Origin of the sequence: Paenibacillus sp. HB172176, assembly GCF_011947265.1 — a bacterium.
Taxonomy (GTDB): domain Bacteria; phylum Bacillota; class Bacilli; order Paenibacillales; family Paenibacillaceae; genus Pristimantibacillus.
Genome location: NZ_JAATHD010000021.1, coordinates 41,194 through 58,423, shown reverse-complemented (window position 1 = coordinate 58,423; position 17,230 = coordinate 41,194). Strand labels below are relative to the sequence as shown.

General features: G+C 48.5%; 19 protein-coding genes and 1 riboswitch. Of the genes, 9 read left to right on the top strand and 10 right to left on the bottom strand.

What is annotated here, in order from left to right; all coding sequences use genetic code 11:
* Positions 1-3: 3 nt before the first annotated feature.
* The 3 genes from HFP08_RS21995 to HFP08_RS21985 form a co-directional block, all read right to left on the bottom strand.
* Positions 4-777 carry an SDR family NAD(P)-dependent oxidoreductase gene (locus HFP08_RS21995; RefSeq protein WP_168122768.1) on the bottom strand — a complete coding sequence of 258 codons (774 nt, stop codon included), beginning with the start codon at positions 775-777 and terminating at the stop codon, positions 4-6.
* A gap of 87 nt (positions 778-864) precedes the next feature.
* Complete coding sequence (locus tag HFP08_RS21990) at positions 865-1,326, bottom strand: chemotaxis protein CheX (protein WP_168122767.1); 462 nt, start codon at positions 1,324-1,326, stop codon at positions 865-867.
* 154 nt (positions 1,327-1,480) lie between these two features.
* Positions 1,481-2,485 (bottom strand): HRDC domain-containing protein, encoded by a 1,005-nt coding sequence (locus HFP08_RS21985; RefSeq protein ID WP_168122766.1) that lies wholly within the window; start codon positions 2,483-2,485, stop codon positions 1,481-1,483.
* A 223-nt stretch (positions 2,486-2,708) separates the two neighbouring features.
* On the opposite strand from HFP08_RS21985, the gene HFP08_RS21980 reads away from it, so the two are divergent.
* Both HFP08_RS21980 and HFP08_RS21975 read left to right on the top strand, forming a co-directional pair.
* The gene (locus HFP08_RS21980) at positions 2,709-3,005 is read left to right on the top strand and encodes a DUF3055 domain-containing protein (RefSeq protein WP_206109303.1); all 297 of its coding nucleotides are present in this window, start codon (positions 2,709-2,711) and stop codon (positions 3,003-3,005) included.
* A 52-nt stretch (positions 3,006-3,057) separates the two neighbouring features.
* The gene (locus HFP08_RS21975; protein WP_168122765.1) at positions 3,058-3,336 is read left to right on the top strand and encodes a hypothetical protein; all 279 of its coding nucleotides are present in this window, start codon (positions 3,058-3,060) and stop codon (positions 3,334-3,336) included.
* Between the two features lie 66 nt (positions 3,337-3,402).
* Here HFP08_RS21975 and HFP08_RS21970 read toward each other — a convergent pair whose 3' ends face one another.
* From HFP08_RS21970 to HFP08_RS21960, 3 genes are all read right to left on the bottom strand, one after another.
* Positions 3,403-4,185 (bottom strand): metallophosphoesterase, encoded by a 783-nt coding sequence (locus HFP08_RS21970; protein ID WP_240941716.1) that lies wholly within the window; start codon positions 4,183-4,185, stop codon positions 3,403-3,405.
* 174 nt (positions 4,186-4,359) lie between these two features.
* Complete coding sequence (locus HFP08_RS21965) at positions 4,360-4,821, bottom strand: lasso peptide biosynthesis B2 protein (RefSeq protein WP_481856594.1); 462 nt, start codon at positions 4,819-4,821, stop codon at positions 4,360-4,362.
* 19 nt (positions 4,822-4,840) lie between these two features.
* Positions 4,841-5,164, bottom strand: coding sequence for a lasso peptide biosynthesis PqqD family chaperone (locus HFP08_RS21960; RefSeq protein WP_168122763.1), 324 nt, complete (start codon positions 5,162-5,164; stop codon positions 4,841-4,843).
* A 343-nt stretch (positions 5,165-5,507) separates the two neighbouring features.
* On the opposite strand from HFP08_RS21960, the gene HFP08_RS21955 reads away from it, so the two are divergent.
* Entirely contained in the window at positions 5,508-5,834 is a 327-nt protein-coding gene (locus HFP08_RS21955) for a helix-turn-helix domain-containing protein (protein WP_168122762.1), read from the top strand.
* 9 nt (positions 5,835-5,843) lie between these two features.
* Here HFP08_RS21955 and sinI read toward each other — a convergent pair whose 3' ends face one another.
* Positions 5,844-6,005: a DNA-binding anti-repressor SinI gene (sinI, locus tag HFP08_RS21950; RefSeq protein ID WP_240941714.1), complete on the bottom strand. Its 162-nt coding sequence runs from the start codon at positions 6,003-6,005 to the stop codon at positions 5,844-5,846.
* A 13-nt stretch (positions 6,006-6,018) separates the two neighbouring features.
* Positions 6,019-6,102: riboswitch (cyclic di-GMP riboswitch) on the bottom strand.
* 355 nt (positions 6,103-6,457) lie between these two features.
* Here sinI and HFP08_RS21945 point away from each other — a divergent pair.
* From HFP08_RS21945 to HFP08_RS21930, 4 genes are all read left to right on the top strand, one after another.
* Positions 6,458-8,395: an asparagine synthase-related protein gene (locus HFP08_RS21945; RefSeq protein WP_168122761.1), complete on the top strand. Its 1,938-nt coding sequence runs from the start codon at positions 6,458-6,460 to the stop codon at positions 8,393-8,395.
* Between the two features lie 26 nt (positions 8,396-8,421).
* Positions 8,422-8,559: a paeninodin family lasso peptide gene (locus HFP08_RS21940; protein ID WP_168122818.1), complete on the top strand. Its 138-nt coding sequence runs from the start codon at positions 8,422-8,424 to the stop codon at positions 8,557-8,559.
* Positions 8,560-8,661: 102 nt separating this feature from the next.
* Positions 8,662-9,621 (top strand): phosphoenolpyruvate carboxykinase (ATP), encoded by a 960-nt coding sequence (locus tag HFP08_RS21935; protein WP_168122760.1) that lies wholly within the window; start codon positions 8,662-8,664, stop codon positions 9,619-9,621.
* 22 nt (positions 9,622-9,643) lie between these two features.
* Positions 9,644-11,440 (top strand): ABC transporter ATP-binding protein, encoded by a 1,797-nt coding sequence (locus HFP08_RS21930; RefSeq protein WP_168122759.1) that lies wholly within the window; start codon positions 9,644-9,646, stop codon positions 11,438-11,440.
* Between the two features lie 88 nt (positions 11,441-11,528).
* Here the strand turns inward: HFP08_RS21930 and HFP08_RS21925 are convergent, their stop codons facing one another.
* From HFP08_RS21925 to galE, 3 genes are all read right to left on the bottom strand, one after another.
* Entirely contained in the window at positions 11,529-11,708 is a 180-nt protein-coding gene (locus HFP08_RS21925; RefSeq protein ID WP_168122758.1) for a hypothetical protein, read from the bottom strand.
* 103 nt (positions 11,709-11,811) lie between these two features.
* Positions 11,812-12,891 carry a glycosyltransferase family 2 protein gene (locus HFP08_RS21920; RefSeq protein WP_168122757.1) on the bottom strand — a complete coding sequence of 360 codons (1,080 nt, stop codon included), beginning with the start codon at positions 12,889-12,891 and terminating at the stop codon, positions 11,812-11,814.
* Between the two features lie 33 nt (positions 12,892-12,924).
* Positions 12,925-13,962 (bottom strand): UDP-glucose 4-epimerase GalE, encoded by a 1,038-nt coding sequence (gene galE / locus HFP08_RS21915; RefSeq protein WP_168122756.1) that lies wholly within the window; start codon positions 13,960-13,962, stop codon positions 12,925-12,927.
* Between the two features lie 247 nt (positions 13,963-14,209).
* Here galE and HFP08_RS21910 point away from each other — a divergent pair, with 247 nt between their 5' ends.
* On the top strand, positions 14,210-14,395 hold the full coding sequence (locus HFP08_RS21910) for a hypothetical protein (RefSeq protein WP_168122755.1): 186 nt from the start codon (positions 14,210-14,212) through the stop codon (positions 14,393-14,395).
* Positions 14,396-14,668: 273 nt separating this feature from the next.
* Positions 14,669-17,227, top strand: coding sequence for a right-handed parallel beta-helix repeat-containing protein (locus HFP08_RS21905; RefSeq protein ID WP_168122754.1), 2,559 nt, complete (start codon positions 14,669-14,671; stop codon positions 17,225-17,227).
* The last annotated feature ends 3 nt before the right edge of the window (positions 17,228-17,230 follow it).

The following is a 17,230-nucleotide window of genomic DNA, read 5'->3' as shown; positions in this document are numbered from 1 at the left end:
CCGTTATTTTCGATTAAACAGACCGCCGAAAACCCGATCTGCAAAACGCGGAACGATTCCATATAACTTGATCCCTATTGCCGCCGCAAGCGGCAAATCCACTTCCTCCTTCCGGCGTTCCATAACCGAGACGATCTTCTTCGCCACATACCTCGGCTTCATCATGAACCAACGAACATTGCTCACATAGGAGCCGGATGGATCGGCCAGCGTGAAGAAAGCCGTATCGATCGGACCGGGATTAACCGCGGACACCGCAATGCCGAGAGGCCTCATCTCCATGCGAAGCGAATTGGTAAACCCGAGCACCGCATGCTTGGTAGCCGTATAGCTGGTTGATTTGGCCGAAGGGATCTTTCCCGCCATGGAGGCAATGTTCACGATATGCCCGCTGCCTCGTTTCAACATTTGCGGAAGGACAGCTTTGACACAGCGAACAATGCCCATATAATTCGTATCCATCATCGCCGAGAAGCTCTCTGCCGGCATGTCCGCGAAGGATTCAAACTGACCGTATCCCGCATTGTTCAACAAAATATCGATTTTCCCGTATTTTCTTATAATCGCCTCGACCGTTTGATCAATCTGCTCCTGCTTGGTGACATCCATAACATAATAGGCGCATTTTCCTTTGATGCGGCGAGCCTCTTCTTCCAGCCTCGCCCGATTACGACCTGTCAGAATCGGGATTGCTCCCTTTTCCGCCAACAATGCCGCCGTCCATGCGCCGATCCCGCTTGAGGCTCCGGAGATTAATACCACTTTGTCTTTCAACACCCAGCATCACCCAACTCTAAGTTTACTTCATCCCTGCCATTGAAGCAAAAAAAAAGCTCCCTTAGGAGCTTTGAATGTATCCCATGTCTAACTTGCGACCAATACTTGAATATCCAGTTCTCCGATTCCTTCCATAATCAACGGAATCGTGAGTGCCTGCTTCGCGTAGAAGCCGGCGGATTGAGCGGATTGAATAACCTTCGGAGGCGTAATATCCACGCGCACGCCTTGATTGTACAGCATGGTGCTGGCATTGCCGCTAATCATATTGCCAAGCTCGGAAATCGCGCTTCGCACCATCTCGTCTATCTCCGATATGGCGTAGCCGCCCATCATTGCTGACACCATCTTGAGAGCAACCTGTTCACTTAGTCCGAATACGATATCACCGTTCATCTGTCCGTTGAGTCCGATTTGTATCCATATATAATTCTCAACAAACTTAATGTCCTTGAGACCAAGCTGTCCTGTCGCAGGTCGGATTTGAACGACTTGCTCAATTACGATTTTTGCAGATTCAAGAAACGGGTTTATATATTCTGCCTTCATAAAGAGGGAGCGCTCCTTTGTTTTTCGACAATATTCGCAATTTGTCTAATTTGCTATTATTATACTCGAATCCATAGGACAAGTATACTACAAATTCTGTATATCGATCTTTAGACCTATCGGAATACCATGCCAAGAAGCATATTTAACAGAATTATCCAGCCTGCTCCGCGACCTTGCGGCGGAATCGAATACGCATGAGACGCACTCGCTCGTAGAGTTGATTGACATGGTTGGACTCGTTGCTCGTTTCTGTCTCACCGTAAACCTGCTTTATAACAGGCTTCAAATACCGGTCTCCGATCAATGTCATCGCGTCCCAGATTTGCTGCTGCTCCTCCGCCGGCACCTCGCTCAGCTCGAGATCTACCAATGCGTCGGCTTGATAGCCTTCCTGCTCCAACTCTTCGATACGAATGAGCAGCTCTCTTCGCGATAGAGACATTTCCTCTTCCAACTGCTTTAAATTGTACGGTTTCTGCAGCAGGCCCAGCAGCTTCTTTTTCTCCTGCTGTCTTTCCATTTGATTCCGATATTTGTTCTCATGCTGCTTGTACAACCATTCCTTATAGCTCTCCGGATCCAGCTCGTCTTTGACCCAATCGAGAGGGAAGCCCTTACCTCTCTCCGCCTTTGTCGTGAAAGCAAGAACGTCGCGTCCATAGGCGGCAAGCTTGTTCTTGCCCCAGCCTGGAATTTGAAGCAGCTCTTCCTCGGTTTGGGGTACGAACGCGCTAATCATCCACAGCATGCGATTGGTCGCGACGAGGTATGCCGACTTCTTCTCCTGAGCCGCGGCGTTGCGGCGCCAGGAGCGCAGCTCCCCGAATAAGTCTTCCTTCTTGTAAAGCTCTCCGTAGCAATGCAGCATGGTTAATTGCGGATTCCCGCCCGAGCCTCTATTCTCCAGCATACTGTCGATAACCGGTCGATATCCGGTTCCCATCATTTTGGCCGCTCCATAACGAAAGGCGGTCAACATCTCCTCCCAGGATGTTCCCTCGAACCAAACCTCGGTCGCACCGTCTTCATCCATGCCGTCCTGCTCCACCCAGTGAATCGACCATTGTCCTTGCTCCTCGCAGATGGACAACTGCGCGGTTACGACCGCCGACTCCTCCACTACCTTCTCGAACGTGTTCAGAAATACGATTTGCATGCGTGCACTCACCCTTCTATTCCTAAATTGCGAATACGGAGCAAAACAAAAAAGCACCTCTTCCGCTAAAAATAGCAAAAGAGGTGCTTCCTCGAACGTCCATGTATTCGGTTGTTTTCATGCTATCACAAACCACTGCAATTGACAAGAAATTGTTCTGCGTTTGTCTTCCTTGCCTCTGTCTCATGTATAATAGAGGCAATAACGATACGGAGGTACTCTTATGCAGTTGCCCGATTATGACTTTATGTCCGATTCAACGGAAGAAACGACGACTCGCTTCGTAACCTTTATTACACCCGGTCTCAAACGCTTTGATCTTGCCATTACAACTACGGGGCGTTTCTACGGGAAGAAGCTCGTCACGGATCTCCAATCCGGCAAAACGGCGATTCTCGGTCCGGATGATCTTGACGAAGAAGGTTATTTGGCCTATGCCTACAAAATATCCGAAGAAGAAGCCGAGGAATTAAAGCAATTTTTATATTTTGTCATCGGCACCGTGCATTTTACAGATTAAACAAGGTTACCCTAAACAGGCAGTCCACTATAATCCGAGAGGAGATTGAAGGATGGTTAAGTTTGCCGACGAGGATCGTCAGCCGTATCAAGACGTGTCGACCACGGAATCGCAGCGAAACGAATACATTCCAGAGGAATTTCCTGAAGGCCCGTACGGCTCCGATTTACTTAGCGAATCGCTCGGGAAGAGCTCCCCTTGGAGGATGGACCAAAAGCCGACAACAGCATTCGATTACGAAAATCACGCCCTGCATGAAGGCATCGATCGGGATTATCCTGGCGAAGACCATTCAGACAGCCTGACGCCCGAGGTGCAGGACGAGCCGTAGATCGCGGCTTGGCGCGCTCACGGCAATTACGCCCGCTTCCGCAGCAGCGGCGCGGGCGATTCCCTATTACAGATCATGCACCGTTACCTCGCTTCTCACCATGAACCTGGCATTTACGCCTGCTTGGCCGATTCCCTTCGAGATATAATACGTTCCCCATTTATGATGATGCAAACCCTTATAGATACCCAGGGCCGGCAGCGGCCCTTTCGGCTTCAGTTTATAGAAGTATGGGATATTGAGCTGCTTGCCATGAAGATGTCCCGCCATAAGATAGCTGTAAGGACGCTTCATTGATAATACAATATTCGGATCATGCGTCATGACAATCACCTTTTTGCCCGGTTCGCGGGGCAATCTGCGGAACGCTTTCTCTACTCGGCTATGTCCTGTGCTGAAATTGTCGATTCCGACAAGCCAGAAACTCTCGAGCTCTACCGCCGCATTCTGCAGCAGGGCAACATGATGCTCCTTGAATAGATTGCGGAGCTGCTTCAAGCTTGGCAGATCATGATCATGATTGCCGAGAACGGCATAAGTCGGAATAAGGCTGGAGTGCATGGCGGACAAATAAGTATTCAGGCGAGGCAGATAGCTGGCTTTGTAAGTATAATCGCCAGTCAGCAAAATAAAGTCCGGCTGGCAACGCGCGATAATTTCCTGAATACGAAGCGGTGTTATTCGCAGCATATCGACATGAAGATCGCTGATTTGCAGAATGCGGACGCCCAGCCCGAGTGAATGGTGCACATGCTCAATTTTTAGCCATTTCGAAGGAACGATAAACAGCAAATAGATGAGAGCTAATCCAAGCACAGCGGCGGCGGCGAGCGTAATCCAAGCTTGCAATGAAATCGTAATCCTCCCCTTCCTCCGAATACAGCCGATTTCTTCTATTATACTGACTTATGCCGGGATCTCAAAAAGCGAATTCCCTTCCATCGCGAAGTCAACAAAAAAAGAGACGGGAACGAATGCTCTCCGGCCTCTTGGCGTCGCGGTCGCCCATATTTCGGACACCTGCTATTTGATGTATTTCGCGAATTTGCCCGTAACGGCAAACCCCTTCCTCTCACTGGCTCCAGTGATGTAGTAGGAGCCGCTTCGGAGCCATGCATGCGCGATCAGCTTGCCGTCTTGATCCTTCGAGGTGCCAAGATACAAGGTGCTCTCGATTCCGCGCCGCTCGAGCATCTTCATCGCCGCAACGGCTCGTACGAGGCATTTGCTTTCCCAGAAGGTATACTTGCTCATTAATTCGACTGCACCCCGAATCTCGGCGAGCCTTCTGCGGCAATCAGGCAAATCTCTCCCGACGAAATCCGTCTCTTCCATTGAGGCGCCAAGCTTCGCAGCAAGCACCGAAAAAGGTTTGTAGAGCAATGAAAATCTGGCCCATGCTATAAATAATGCCGCTTCGATCAGCAGTAAAAACGATTTGGGTTTAAGGGAAAACAACAGCTTCATTCTATGCAGTATCATCAAGCAATTCTCCTTGCTTTCATTAGACGCTGAAAACGATCAATCTTTCCTCGGACAACTGGGCGAAGAAGTTGAACACCTGAGATTCACAGGTTGCGCGATCGATATCATATTCATCCAACAGCGTGTTGATGATTTGACCTACCATGATTGGCTCATTCGCCAACTCCCAGATACGTCCTCCCATTGCACCAAGATTATAATATTTCCCGTTCTCGATACTCAGAATTACTTTCTCGTCACCCATATCGCTAACGATAATATCCTTGCTTTGCGTTACATTCAAGTATAATGATAGAGTGTTTCTTCCTTTTTCTTGAAATAAAACCTCTTGTTTTAAGTTCATATAGATTCCTCCATGTAAATAATGATGGATAGACAGTTTAGATCTTATATTTGCTCAATTGTTCTTTATAAAGAACATACTTGTATGTTATCATGTGCTAAATTTGATGTCAACGAGATTTATTAGCATGTTAACCCCCGTCATAAAACTGTTTTTCGAAAGCGATGTACGCTATAAGGAACAATATTTGTATATCAAATGATTTGATTTGAGAAAAAATGCCCATAATTATAAAGGAAAGAGGGTTAATAGTTACTTCCGCTCTCTGAAAAAGTTCGTTATAATAGAATAAATTCAATATCCATATTGAGTAATGCTCTCAGCATGAACGGAGGATACTGCCATGATTGGAGAACGCATACAAATGTTGCGCAAGCGAAAGGGATTGTCCCTGACGGAGTTGTCCCAACGAGCCGGCGTTGCAAAGTCTTATCTTAGTTCCATAGAAAGAGGATTGCAGCAAAATCCTTCCATACAATTCCTGGAGAAAATTGGCGAGGTATTGAATGTGCCTGTGGAAGAGTTCGTCAATCAAGACGACTTTGAGCAATCCAAGCACTTGGACCGCGACTGGGAGGAGCTTGTTCGCGAAGCGATGGCTTCAGGAGTGAGCAAGGAACAATTCAAAGAGTTTCTCGAGTTCAACAAATGGAAATTCAACCGCGAGTAGCGCTGTCATTTACACAGCGCTTTCTTCATAATCGTTATTTCGCTGTTCCTGGAGGATGCCCAGAACCTTGCTCACCTCTTCCTTCGTGAGCCCTTTCGAACGAGCAAGCAAAATTAATTCCACCCATTCCGCATCCAGTTCAAAGCTATTGTCGTTTGCCATTGTCTTCATCGTTAATTCCCCCATTTGAACGGGGCGGTTGCACCACTGACTCCATGCGTTTAAGGTGCCCAGATACTAAACGCACTTCCACGTCACCCATTTTTTTATTCTTGCAGTTCCTATATTAGCTTATCTCGAATGAATATGTTGTCGCTTCCTGTCTTCAAAAAATAAGAGATTGTTACTCAATTTGTCGAATATTTATAGATATTATTTTTGTAATCGCATACATACAATACAAGCGCTTCAGGCAAAAACGATTCAAAGAAGAGGTTGACAACCGCAACGCGAGATGTTAACCTAGGACAGAGTTCTTTATTAAGAACAAATCATCGATCACGAGCCTCCCTTTTGTTCTTTATAGTTGCTGAATTATAAAGAATCTTCGATGAACGGAGCAATTGCGGCTAATGTTCGATAATAAGAACGCTATCATCTATTCTTTCTCTTTAGGAGGCAGCATGAGCGCAATCAGTTGTATCTATCATTTGAAGCGACAATCCCTGCAGCCTGAGCTTGGCCCCAGGTTAATGGATGCGCTTGGAGGCTTTCCTTCCAATTACATACATGCGATGCGGCAAGACGAGATATTCCTCGGCTGTCACGGACAATGGATTACAGCTCAATCTTTGCTGGAGAGATTGCCCATCTATCATGCGGAGAGCAGACTGGCTTTAACCGCGGACGCGATTATCGACAATCGCGCCGAGCTGCTCGAACAGCTTGGCGCAGCGCCTTCCGAACGCGATAATATGACAGATGCGATGATTATTCTGCTCTCTTACTTGAAATGGGGGGAAGAAGCGCCTAAGCATCTCATCGGGGATTTCTCCTTCATTATATGGGACGGACGCGATCGCTCTTTATTCGGAGCCAGAGACTTCTCCGGGTCGCGCACCTTATATTTTGCCAGGACCGATGAGCATATCGCTTTCTCTACCTTAATTCGCCCGCTCTTCACATTGCCTGGAATCGGCAAATCGCTGAATGAAGAATGGCTGTCGGAATTTCTGGCAATTCCCATCACAACGGAAGCCGTAGATCTATTCTCTACCGTCTATCGGCAAATTGAACAGGTGCCTCCGTCGCACTCTTTCACCGTACGCGACGGAAGAATCGCATTCAAGAGATACCTGACGATCAGACCGGAAAAGAAGCTTAAATTGAAGTCTAACGCCGAATATGAAGAAGCCTTCCGCGAAGTGTTCCAGACGGCGATTTCATCGAAGCTTCGCACCTACAAGGAGGTAGGGGCGAATTTAAGCGGCGGCCTCGATTCGGGCTCCGTGGTCAGCTTCGCCGCCAGAGCACTTCATAAGGAGAATAAGAAACTGCACACCTTCAGCTATGTGCCTGTCAAGGATTTTCAAGATTGGACGCCGAGGGGACGAAATGCGAACGAGAAAGAAAGCATCAAACAAACGGTTAATCATGTCGGGAATATCCATGACCAGTATTTCGATTTTGCCGATAAGAATCCGCTCTCGGTTGTCGATGACTGGCTGGACATGATGGAGACTCCGTATAAATTTTATGAGAATTCCTACTGGAAGAAAGGCATCTACGAGCAAGCCCAGAAGCAGGGCGTCGGTTCTCTGCTAACGGGCAGCAGAGGCAATTGGACGGTCTCATGGGGACCCACCATCGATTATCAAGCCTACTTGCTGAGGCATATGCGATGGAAGAAGCTTTATAACGAAGTCAATCAATATTGCGCCAATGTGAATGGCAACAAAGCGAGGCTCTATCGCGTAATCGGCAAGAAGGCGTTCCCCTCCTTGGCGCAGCGCTTCTCCAAAGGCTCGGAAGCTGAATTGCCCGACTTGATCAATCCGGCTTTCGCCGATCGAACCAAGGTATACGAGCGTCTGGAGCAGCACGGCTATGATTTCTGGGGCAATTCCAATCAGAATGTGTACGAGGTGCGCGACAAGCAATTCGAGAAGCTCTATTATTGGTCGGTGACGGGGACGGCCGGCTGCAAACAGTCGCTGCGCCACTCCCTATGGGAGAGAGACGCTACGAATGATCTGAGAGTGATACGCTTCTGTCTGTCTCTGCCTGAGGAACAATTCGTTCAGAACGGCTATGGCCGTTCCTTGATTAGACGCGCAACCGAGCATTATTTGCCGGATGCGATTCGGCTGAACCAGAAGTACCGGGGCATCCAAGGCGCGGACGGTTTGCATCGGATGCTGCCCGCTTGGAATCAACTGATTGAAGAGCTTGAAACGGTTGTCGGCGATTCGGCACTGTCCGAATTTCTCAATATGCAGCAATTGAAATCTGCGCTGACCGTGATAAAGAAAGCTCCCGAGCCGAATCTTATCTTTCAGACCGAGTTCAGAATGCTGATGAGGAGCTTGATTTTCCATCGTTTTATCCAAAAATACGCTTGAAGGGAGGTGATTGCATGAATACGCAAATGAAAAAAGCATGGCAGCAACCAGCTTTAGAAGTTCTGAACGTGAATTTGACAATGGCCGGCCCTGGTATCGCTCATCCGGATGATGTTCAACCGGACCCGGATGCGAACGAGCATGATGTTGTTAACTACAGCTAGTTCTATGCGGAATAATCTCCTTGATCAGAGACGGATGCCCTTATATAAAAGTATAAGGGCATCGCCCCATTCTAAAGCAATGAAGATTTGGAGTGATTTCACATGCACATTCGTAATCAAAGCTATCTCTATCGGTCCTTCGGATTGTGTATTGAAAGCGACATGCCGCTGCCCGAGCTGCCCCTGCTGGATTTGCATCGGGAAGAAGCGCTTACCTCTCCGGTAACCGTACAAGAGATGGATTTATCCGCGTTTTGGCTGGAAGCCTCTCCTGTTCAAAGCCACATTGCCATGCACAAAGATATGCTGCTCTTGCATATTCCGAAAACCGGATTATTCGGCATGCAGGCTGGAGAAAGAATCTATTATTCTCCCAACGGCGCAACAGAGCTCGATAAAATCAGACTCTATATTCTGGGTACCTGCATGGCTGTCGTTCTAATGCAAAGGAAGATTTTGCCGCTTCATGGAAGCGCCCTGGAAATAGACGGCGCGTGCTATGCAATCGTGGGAGATTCCGGCGCGGGCAAATCGACCTTGTCCTCCTTCCTGCTGCGGCAAGGCCATTCGTTGTTAAGCGATGATCTCATTGCGGTTGCCGTCAATGCCCATGGCGTTCCTCAAGTCATGCCCGCCTACCCCCAGCAGAAAATATGGCAAGAAACATTGGACATGCTCGGGAGAAGCTCCGCCGGTTTGTCCCCGTTATTCGACCGGGAGACAAAATTCGCGGTCGGCGTGCAGGAGCAATTCTGCCATCAGCCGCTGCCGCTTGCCGGCGTATTCGAGCTTGTTAAATCGGAAGAAAACGCAGCGATTATGCCTGTAGTCGGCCTTGACCGATTACAACTGCTGCTTCAACATACATTTCGCGGCTTCTTGTTAAGACCGCTTGGTTTGCTCGACTGGCATTTCCGCATGCTGACTTCGTTTGTTAATCAAATCGAGCTGTATCGATTGCAACGTCCAGCCAAAGGCTCAACCGTTCAACAGCTTACAGAATTCGTAACGGAAGCCGCGGGACTTAAGAAGCTCGAAGATCTCTGCGTACTAGAGCCATAGGCTCTGCTGAGAGGAGAACGTGATGAATTACATTTTCCATTTTGTCAAAAAAATGCGGACCTATTCGGGCATTTCCTTCTACGTGAACATTGCCGCCATGGCAGCCAACAGCTTTCTGGAGAGCGTAAGCATGCTCTTGTTGGTGCCGCTTCTGGGATTGATTGGCATCATTAACCTGGAGCTTGGAGGCGGATTCTTCTCCTGGACTGCCTCTCTTCTCCATGAATTCTCGCCAATCGTTGCCTTGTCCCTGGTTCTCTCCATCTATATCTCGACTTCCATTGTACAGAATCTCATTAACCGGAAAGTAATGATCAATAATGTAGCCTTTCAGCAGAAATTCTCAAAAAGGCTGCGAGTCGATACTTACCATGATCTCTTGCATGCGAACTGGATGTTCTTCCTGAATAGAAGAAGCTCTGATCTCATTCACTTGTTGTCCACCGAGCAAGCCCGCGTCATCGGCGCACTGAGCCTGTTCCTGCAATTGCTCGCTTCTGTCATCTTCACGATGATTCAGATTGCTATCGCCATCTGTCTCTCTCCCGCCTTGACGCTGTTCGTGCTTCTATGCGGCGTTCTGCTCGCCATATTCTCGGGCAAATTCATTCGCAAATCCAAAAAGCTTGGCGAGCAAACCTCCCTTCACGCCAAGGACTATATGGCCGGCATAACCGATCAAATTAACGGAATGAAGGATATCAAGAGCAATACGCTTGAGCAATCGAGATTGCGCTGGCTGGACCGATTAACCGACAAAATGATGCAAGAGCAGCTCTCTTATATCAGACTTCGCATGAATTCGCAGCTCCTCTATAAATCGGCATCGGCCATTCTCATCTCGGGGTTCATTCTGGCATGCTTCGCCCTGTTCCAAACACAGGGCGTTCAATTGCTTGCGATAACAGTCATCTTCGCGAGATTATGGCCGCGATTCACGAGTATTCAATCCAATCTGGAGCAGCTCGCTTCCTTCATTCCGGCATGCAAAGCCATCCTCGAGCTGCAGAATGCGAGTCGGCAAGCTGCAGAGGAGCTTACCGTCGAATCGGCGGCAAGCGAGCCGATACGCATTGAGCACGGCATTGAATGCAGCAACTTGAGCTTCCGCTATCACAAGGATGCAAATCGCGATACGCTGCAACAGGTTCATATTCGCATTCCAGCTAACGGCATGACTGCCATTGCAGGAGCTTCCGGCGCGGGCAAAAGCACGCTCATCGATCTCGTTATGGGCTTGCTGCAGCCGGATGAAGGTCAAATCAAAGTAGACGGAGTGCCGATAACCAGAGCCAATCTGTTCGCGTACCGACAATCGATCAGCTATGTGCCGCAGGAGCCCTTCCTCTTCCACGCGAGCATTCGAGAGAATATCCAGATGCTCCGACCCGATGCGTCTGACGAGCAGATCTGGGAGGCGTTGGAATTCGCTTCTTCCTCCGACTTCGTCAGAAAGCTCCCTGAAGGCTTGGACACGGTAATCGGAGATCGCGGTGTGAAGCTTTCCGGCGGCGAGCGGCAGCGTCTTGTGCTCGCAAGAGCGGTCATTAGAAAGCCGTCTATCCTGGTGCTTGATGAGGCTACGAGCTCCCTTGACTCGGAGAATGAAACCAACATTCAGGAAGCGATTGACCGATTGAAAGGACACATGACGATTATTGTAGTGGCCCATCGCTTATCGACCATTCGCAATGCGGATAAGGTTATCGTACTTGATCAAGGCCGCGTGGCCGAGCAAGGCGAATTTAGCCGTCTTGCCGCCGATCCTGGCAGCAAGTTCGGACAGCTGCTTCAGAAGCAAGGCGTAATCGGAGCATAGCACGCTGCCGTCGTGCGATATTTCTCCAATAAAAAACGGTATCCTTCATACTAAATGCATGAAGGATACCGTTTCACGTTTCAATTCGCTATTTCTTTCTCTTCTCGAAGGATAACGTTTTAAGATCAGTCATCGCATTTTTTTCACGAAGAAGACGCAGCGCTCTGCCGACTTCCTCGATGGAATGCCCTCTTGAACGCACATCCGCCATAATAGTTACCCATTCAGCATCAAGCTCCCTCAGGTTGTCCGATACGATTCGCTCCATCCCTCTTATCCTCCATTTTGGATCATCTTCCGATATCCTTATTATAGGGGTCAAGCTATACAATTGCTGTCGGTTCATGTCCGGTCACATGCAAGTATTTGAATTAGATTTGTCGATTTAACCACGCTCCGGGAAATTTCCCGATCGCTCCGAGCAACATGGATCTTGGCAAGCCGATTCGAACGCCGAATTTGCCGGATTTGTACAGATATGCTGCGTCGCCTGTACGGACCGCTTGTACGAATCGGGGAGAGCAATGGCGAAGCGCAGATGGATGATACGCGCTTTCCAACACTTCGGCATGCCTGCAATACGCCGATATTCGCTCAAGCAACTCTGCTCTGCCGAGATCCGATAGCAGAATATTCTTCAAGCATGTTCTGAGCGTATTGAGCAGCATAACGGCAATGCCAGCATCATGCAGCTCCCGCTCCGATTCATAATAGCGGCCGATAACCTCCTTCTGGATGCGATAGCCGTTAATCATATCCTGGAACAGATTCGGCATATAGCGGCTGGTCATGCCGCCAGCCCGATAATAATACAGAGCAGCGGGAATGACCATCACCCTCCCGGCCTTCAGGAACAGCTCCAAATTGAAATACAGATCATCCCCGAAAAAGACGATATGCTGCAAAAACGAGCCGCTCCCCTCCAGCAGTTCCTTCCTGTAAAGCTTCCCGTGCAGCGATGCGGGAAAAGGATGACCGTGCAGGAAAGCCGGTACAAGCTGCTTCCTGACTTCATCATTATGATAGAGGCGCTCTTCTCTAAAATAATGACTCTTGCGACTGCTCCGGAGCAAGGCCGCATCGCTCCACACGCGATAGGAGCGTCCGACCGCAATATCTGCATTGCGGCTCAAGGCGGCCCGCAGCAGCGTCTCAACGGCGCTTCTCTCCAGCCAATCATCCGCATCCACGAACATGACATAAGGAGATGACGCAAGCGCCAGTCCTCTCATCCTCGCGCCTATGCTGCCCTTATTATCCTGGCTGACAAGCTGTATGCGCGCATCCAGAAGCTCATAGGAACGTGCCACTTCAAGGCTGTGATCCGTCGATCCGTCATTGACGAGAATGAGCGTCCAATCCGCGAAGGTCTGCCCTCGAATCGAAGCGATACATGTATGCAGCTTTTCCCCGGCATTATAGATCGGAACAATAATGGCTACCTGTGACATCCCTTTCACCTCATCCGAGATGATCTATGTAAGTTAGACTTGCTCTGCGAAAACTTCCTCTTGCTTATAGCCGTTCGGATTCATCGATTGCCAGCGCCACGAATCCCGGCACATCTCGTCGATGCCTCTCTCGGTTCGCCATCCCAGCTCCGCATTCGCTTTTGCGGTATTCGCGTAGCATAAGCCGATATCTCCAGGACGTCTGCTCGCAATGCGATACGGAATCTTCCTTCCCGAAGCCTTCTCGTAAGCGGCTATCATCTCCAGCACGCTGTAACCTCGGCCGGTTCCCAGGTTGTAAACTTGCAAATTCGACGATTCACTCAGCTTGCTGAGCGCCTTCAGATGCCCTAACGCCAAATCCACGACATGGATATAATCCCTGACCCCGGTGCCGTCGATTGTGTCATAATCATTGCCGAACACGGCAACTTCCTTCCGCCTTCCTATAGCAACCTGCGCAATGAATGGAAGTAGATTATTGGGCACACCCCCGGGATCCTCTCCGATGCGTCCGCTCTCATGCGCTCCCACCGGGTTGAAATAGCGCAGCAGCGAAATGCGCCAATGCGGATTGGCATGGGCCAGATCCTGCAGCATCTGCTCGATCATTTGCTTCGTGCGTCCATACGGATTAATCGCCCCGAGCGGAGCGTCTTCGTCGATCGGCATCTGCTTCGGTATGCCGTATACCGTCGCAGATGAGCTGAAGATGAGCTGATAGACGCCGAACTTCTCCATCACCTCGCAGAGAACGATCGTGCTGTACAGATTCTGACGATAATACTTCATCGGTCGCTCCACCGACTCTCCGACCGCCTTCAATCCCGCAAAATGAATGACGGCCTCAATATCATGCTTCGCGAAGACAAGCTCGAGCAGCTCCCGATCCATCAAATCAATATGATAGGTTGTGAACGATTGATTCGTAAGCTCGGATACCCGATGAATCGCCTCCTTGTGGCTGTTGCACAAATTATCCACGACTACGATATCATAACCTGCCTGAATCAGCTCCACGCATGTATGGCTTCCAATGTAGCCCGCTCCTCCAGTAACTAGAATTGCCATGAGTTCGCCTCCTCCAATACCTTTAACGAGAACATTAAAGTTCTTTATAAAGAACATTGTATCATATAACATCCACATTGTCTGTAATAACGAACAATTTTACAGAACGAATTCGCTGTCAAAATCAGACTCTCCCATTAGTTCCCGAGTATGATTGTTTATACTATACAAAGAACGATATTGATGATATATCATTTCTTATTAAGAACGATTTTGTTCTTTGATTTCAAATGGAGGTGTCTACTAGATGCTTTTTACCGTCGATTTGGAAGACTGGTTTTGCAACCCTAATCACTCGCTTTCTGAATGGACGCGGCATTCCATAAGAATGGAGGCGCCTACGCACAGACTGCTCGATATGATGGACGAGCATGGAGCCAAAGGCACCTTCTTCATCCTGGGATGGATTGCCGAATCCCGATTCCCATTCTGAGAATCGGGCATTGGAGCATTCCTTGCGGCGGAGTCAGAAGAAAGGGATGGCGTCGCAAGCGAAATTTGCAATATATTTGGCATAAGCTGCGAACTCACGCAGAAAATCCCTCTCCCTTTTATGCGGGTCAAAGCCGCACCAATTCTTGACGCAATGTGAATCTACGAAATAAAAGCAGATGCAGCCTTCCGGAAATGGACAATAGCACTTCCGAATAGAGTATACCTTCATATACTAGTTGAAATAGGTATAATGACAGTCGGGAGGATCAGCATGTTCTCAATCAACAATCAATATTCTGACAAGGCGGAGTGGACCGACTTGACGGATGAAGGCGTTGCCAGTGCGGGAAACGCTTATTTCGTAGATATAGAACAATGGGGCATTAAAGCTTCCTTGCCTTCAAAACCGTATACGGAGGAGGATTACATCCGGGCAGCCGCTAACGTGAAAGGTTTGAACGATGCGATAAGATGGGCGGCAAGCCGAAATTTCAGCTCAATCATCTTACCAGGCGATTCCTACTCCATATGCTACCCTGACAGTATTATCATCTCGCAAAGCAATATTACAATAGATTTCAATAATTCCATCTTGAAGGTGATGTACGATTCGGACAATAAATCTCCCTTCGACACCCGGCCCGATGCGGAAGATTATTATAACTTTCCAACGCAGGCCGCCAATGGGGTTTGCATCGAAATGCGAGGGGCATTCAATTCCCATATCAAGAACCTGATTCTGATCGGTGATAAAGCCGAACGCAGCTTTCATAACGCCGCCGAAGCCGCCGTTGAATACACCTACGGTGTAAAAATAACGAAAAGCTCCTCTTATTGCACGCTGCAGAACTGCACAATCAGCAGCTTTATGGCCGACGGAATTGCAGTTGTGAACAGCTCCGACTATGATTACGCAGAGTTCGCGCTTGGATTGACCGTTAACGACATTGACACGGTAAGCGGAACCTTAATCTCGTCGACCAAGCAAACACTCGTTTCGCAATTCATAAATCTTCCTGAAAAGAATTATAATTGTTTCTTGCTGTCCGGCGCGGGCTATACCCGTCTAACCGCAATGAATGTGAAAGAGATTGGCGTCTACTACTACGACAGCTCAGGCCATTTTCTTGGCTATTACGATCATAAAAAAATATATATCCCTATTGGAATCATTGCTAATGCCGCGAAATTCCGTCTCTTGTTCTACAATGAATCCTCTACATCCAAAAATATGCAAATTACGTTGAAATACGGATTGACGCCCCATCATAACCGCATCGAAAATTGTGAGATATACAATATTCATCGAGGCGGAATCCAGCTTGGAGGCAATTATAATATTATTGCGGATAACATGATTCATGACGGAACGGGCAAGCTGGACGGAAAGCCTTTTTTCAGCGACCCTACGCGTTATGGCATTAATCAAGAGGACAGCTACGGAGATAATAACATCGTCCGCAACAATCAGTTCTACAATCTGTTTCACGGAATATTGGCAGGCTGCTGGACCTTGGAGATCCATAATAATCATATGTACAACCTTAGCGGAATAGGCGTGAATCTATACGCACTGCATGCCGCCAGTGTGAAAGAAAATTACTTTTATCGCTGTCAGACGGCATTCGGACTTATGACTTCCTATACGACCGGCGCGCATGTATTCTTTGAAAATAATACTATTGTCTATTCCAATAACACCGGCGCAAGCGGTTCCGGTTATCATCTGTCGTATTTGCGAAATACGCTCATCAATTCCGTAAATTTCTTCTTGCCGGATGATCGGACGGTAAGCTGCCAGGAAAATCGGTTCGTTTGGACGGATGCCTTCGACGGAAACCCTTCCATTACGGCAAATGTACTCGAGCATTGCACATTTGAAGGCGTCGTCGTACAACGTGAAATTCAATTCCGCGTTTACAGGATAGAATCCACCGATATGTCGAATGTGAATCTGCGGATTGAAACAAGAAATCAACAGACGAAGGCCGAGGCCGCCGAGTTTGTGAACTGCGTTTTTGCAGACTGCATTTTAGCCAACACTATTACCTCAGTCAAGCAGCGGACTGCAAAATTCGATAGCTGCGAACTCGAGGATACGATTATCAAGATTGGCAATATCAATACGCCAAGCGAATCTCCCATCACCCTATTAACAGACTGCATGATTGAAGCCGACTCCATCAGTTATCTCATTCAAAGCGAGTTGAACACGGGGACGGGAAAAATCGAGGTCATAAACAGCGATATCACAATTAACAATGAAAGTTTTCAATATTTAATGAAAGCAACCTATACGGTTGTCCCTCGCACGACAAATGTGCTTCTGAAAGAGTCGCGCCTAATCTATACAGGGACCGGAGCTCTTACCGTGCCTTATTATGAAAGCTCGAGCAAGAACGCCGTTCAAAGCTTCGCTAATATTAGAAATACGCTCCATGGCATCATCTTTCCAGCAGGGGACTCTGGCATTTATCTGGACTATGATCCAGACGAGGAAGGGATACTCCCCCCGCAATCCGGCACCTGGTTTGCTGGGAATATATTCAAGAACGCCGCTCCCGCGGCAGGAGATTATGTTGGCTGGGTCTGCGTGCAATCCGGCATTGCGAACGGCTTAGACTGGGCTCCCTCCGCTTCCTATTCCCTGAACCAGCAAATACAGGCGAACGGCCATGTCTATGAAGCCATATCCGGCGGCATAAGCGGAGGCTCTGAACCCGATTGGCCATTAACCTATGGATCAACCGTATTGGACGGCAGTGTAACATGGAAGGAGCTTGGCGTTATTGCCGTATTCAAGCCCTATGGGCTCATCGTCGATGCATAAGCG

Excerpts from the sequence above, each read along its gene's own strand:
- HFP08_RS21955 (WP_168122762.1), top strand. The coding sequence starts at position 5,508 with ATGATTGGAGAACGCATACAAATGTTGCGCAAGCGAAAGGGATTGTCC.
- HFP08_RS21960 (WP_168122763.1), bottom strand. The coding sequence starts at position 5,164 with ATGAACTTAAAACAAGAGGTTTTATTTCAAGAAAAAGGAAGAAACACT.
- HFP08_RS21990 (WP_168122767.1), bottom strand. The coding sequence starts at position 1,326 with ATGAAGGCAGAATATATAAACCCGTTTCTTGAATCTGCAAAAATCGTA.
- HFP08_RS21935 (WP_168122760.1), top strand. The coding sequence starts at position 8,662 with ATGCACATTCGTAATCAAAGCTATCTCTATCGGTCCTTCGGATTGTGT.
- HFP08_RS21930 (WP_168122759.1), top strand. The coding sequence starts at position 9,644 with ATGAATTACATTTTCCATTTTGTCAAAAAAATGCGGACCTATTCGGGC.
- HFP08_RS21905 (WP_168122754.1), top strand. The coding sequence starts at position 14,669 with ATGTTCTCAATCAACAATCAATATTCTGACAAGGCGGAGTGGACCGAC.
- HFP08_RS21940 (WP_168122818.1), top strand. The coding sequence starts at position 8,422 with ATGAAAAAAGCATGGCAGCAACCAGCTTTAGAAGTTCTGAACGTGAAT.
- HFP08_RS21985 (WP_168122766.1), bottom strand. The coding sequence starts at position 2,485 with ATGCAAATCGTATTTCTGAACACGTTCGAGAAGGTAGTGGAGGAGTCG.
- HFP08_RS21975 (WP_168122765.1), top strand. The coding sequence starts at position 3,058 with ATGGTTAAGTTTGCCGACGAGGATCGTCAGCCGTATCAAGACGTGTCG.
- HFP08_RS21925 (WP_168122758.1), bottom strand. The coding sequence starts at position 11,708 with ATGGAGCGAATCGTATCGGACAACCTGAGGGAGCTTGATGCTGAATGG.
- HFP08_RS21920 (WP_168122757.1), bottom strand. The coding sequence starts at position 12,891 with ATGTCACAGGTAGCCATTATTGTTCCGATCTATAATGCCGGGGAAAAG.
- galE (WP_168122756.1), bottom strand. The coding sequence starts at position 13,962 with ATGGCAATTCTAGTTACTGGAGGAGCGGGCTACATTGGAAGCCATACA.
- sinI (WP_240941714.1), bottom strand. The coding sequence starts at position 6,005 with ATGAAGACAATGGCAAACGACAATAGCTTTGAACTGGATGCGGAATGG.
- HFP08_RS21980 (WP_206109303.1), top strand. The coding sequence starts at position 2,709 with ATGCAGTTGCCCGATTATGACTTTATGTCCGATTCAACGGAAGAAACG.
- HFP08_RS21945 (WP_168122761.1), top strand. The coding sequence starts at position 6,458 with ATGAGCGCAATCAGTTGTATCTATCATTTGAAGCGACAATCCCTGCAG.
- HFP08_RS21910 (WP_168122755.1), top strand. The coding sequence starts at position 14,210 with ATGCTTTTTACCGTCGATTTGGAAGACTGGTTTTGCAACCCTAATCAC.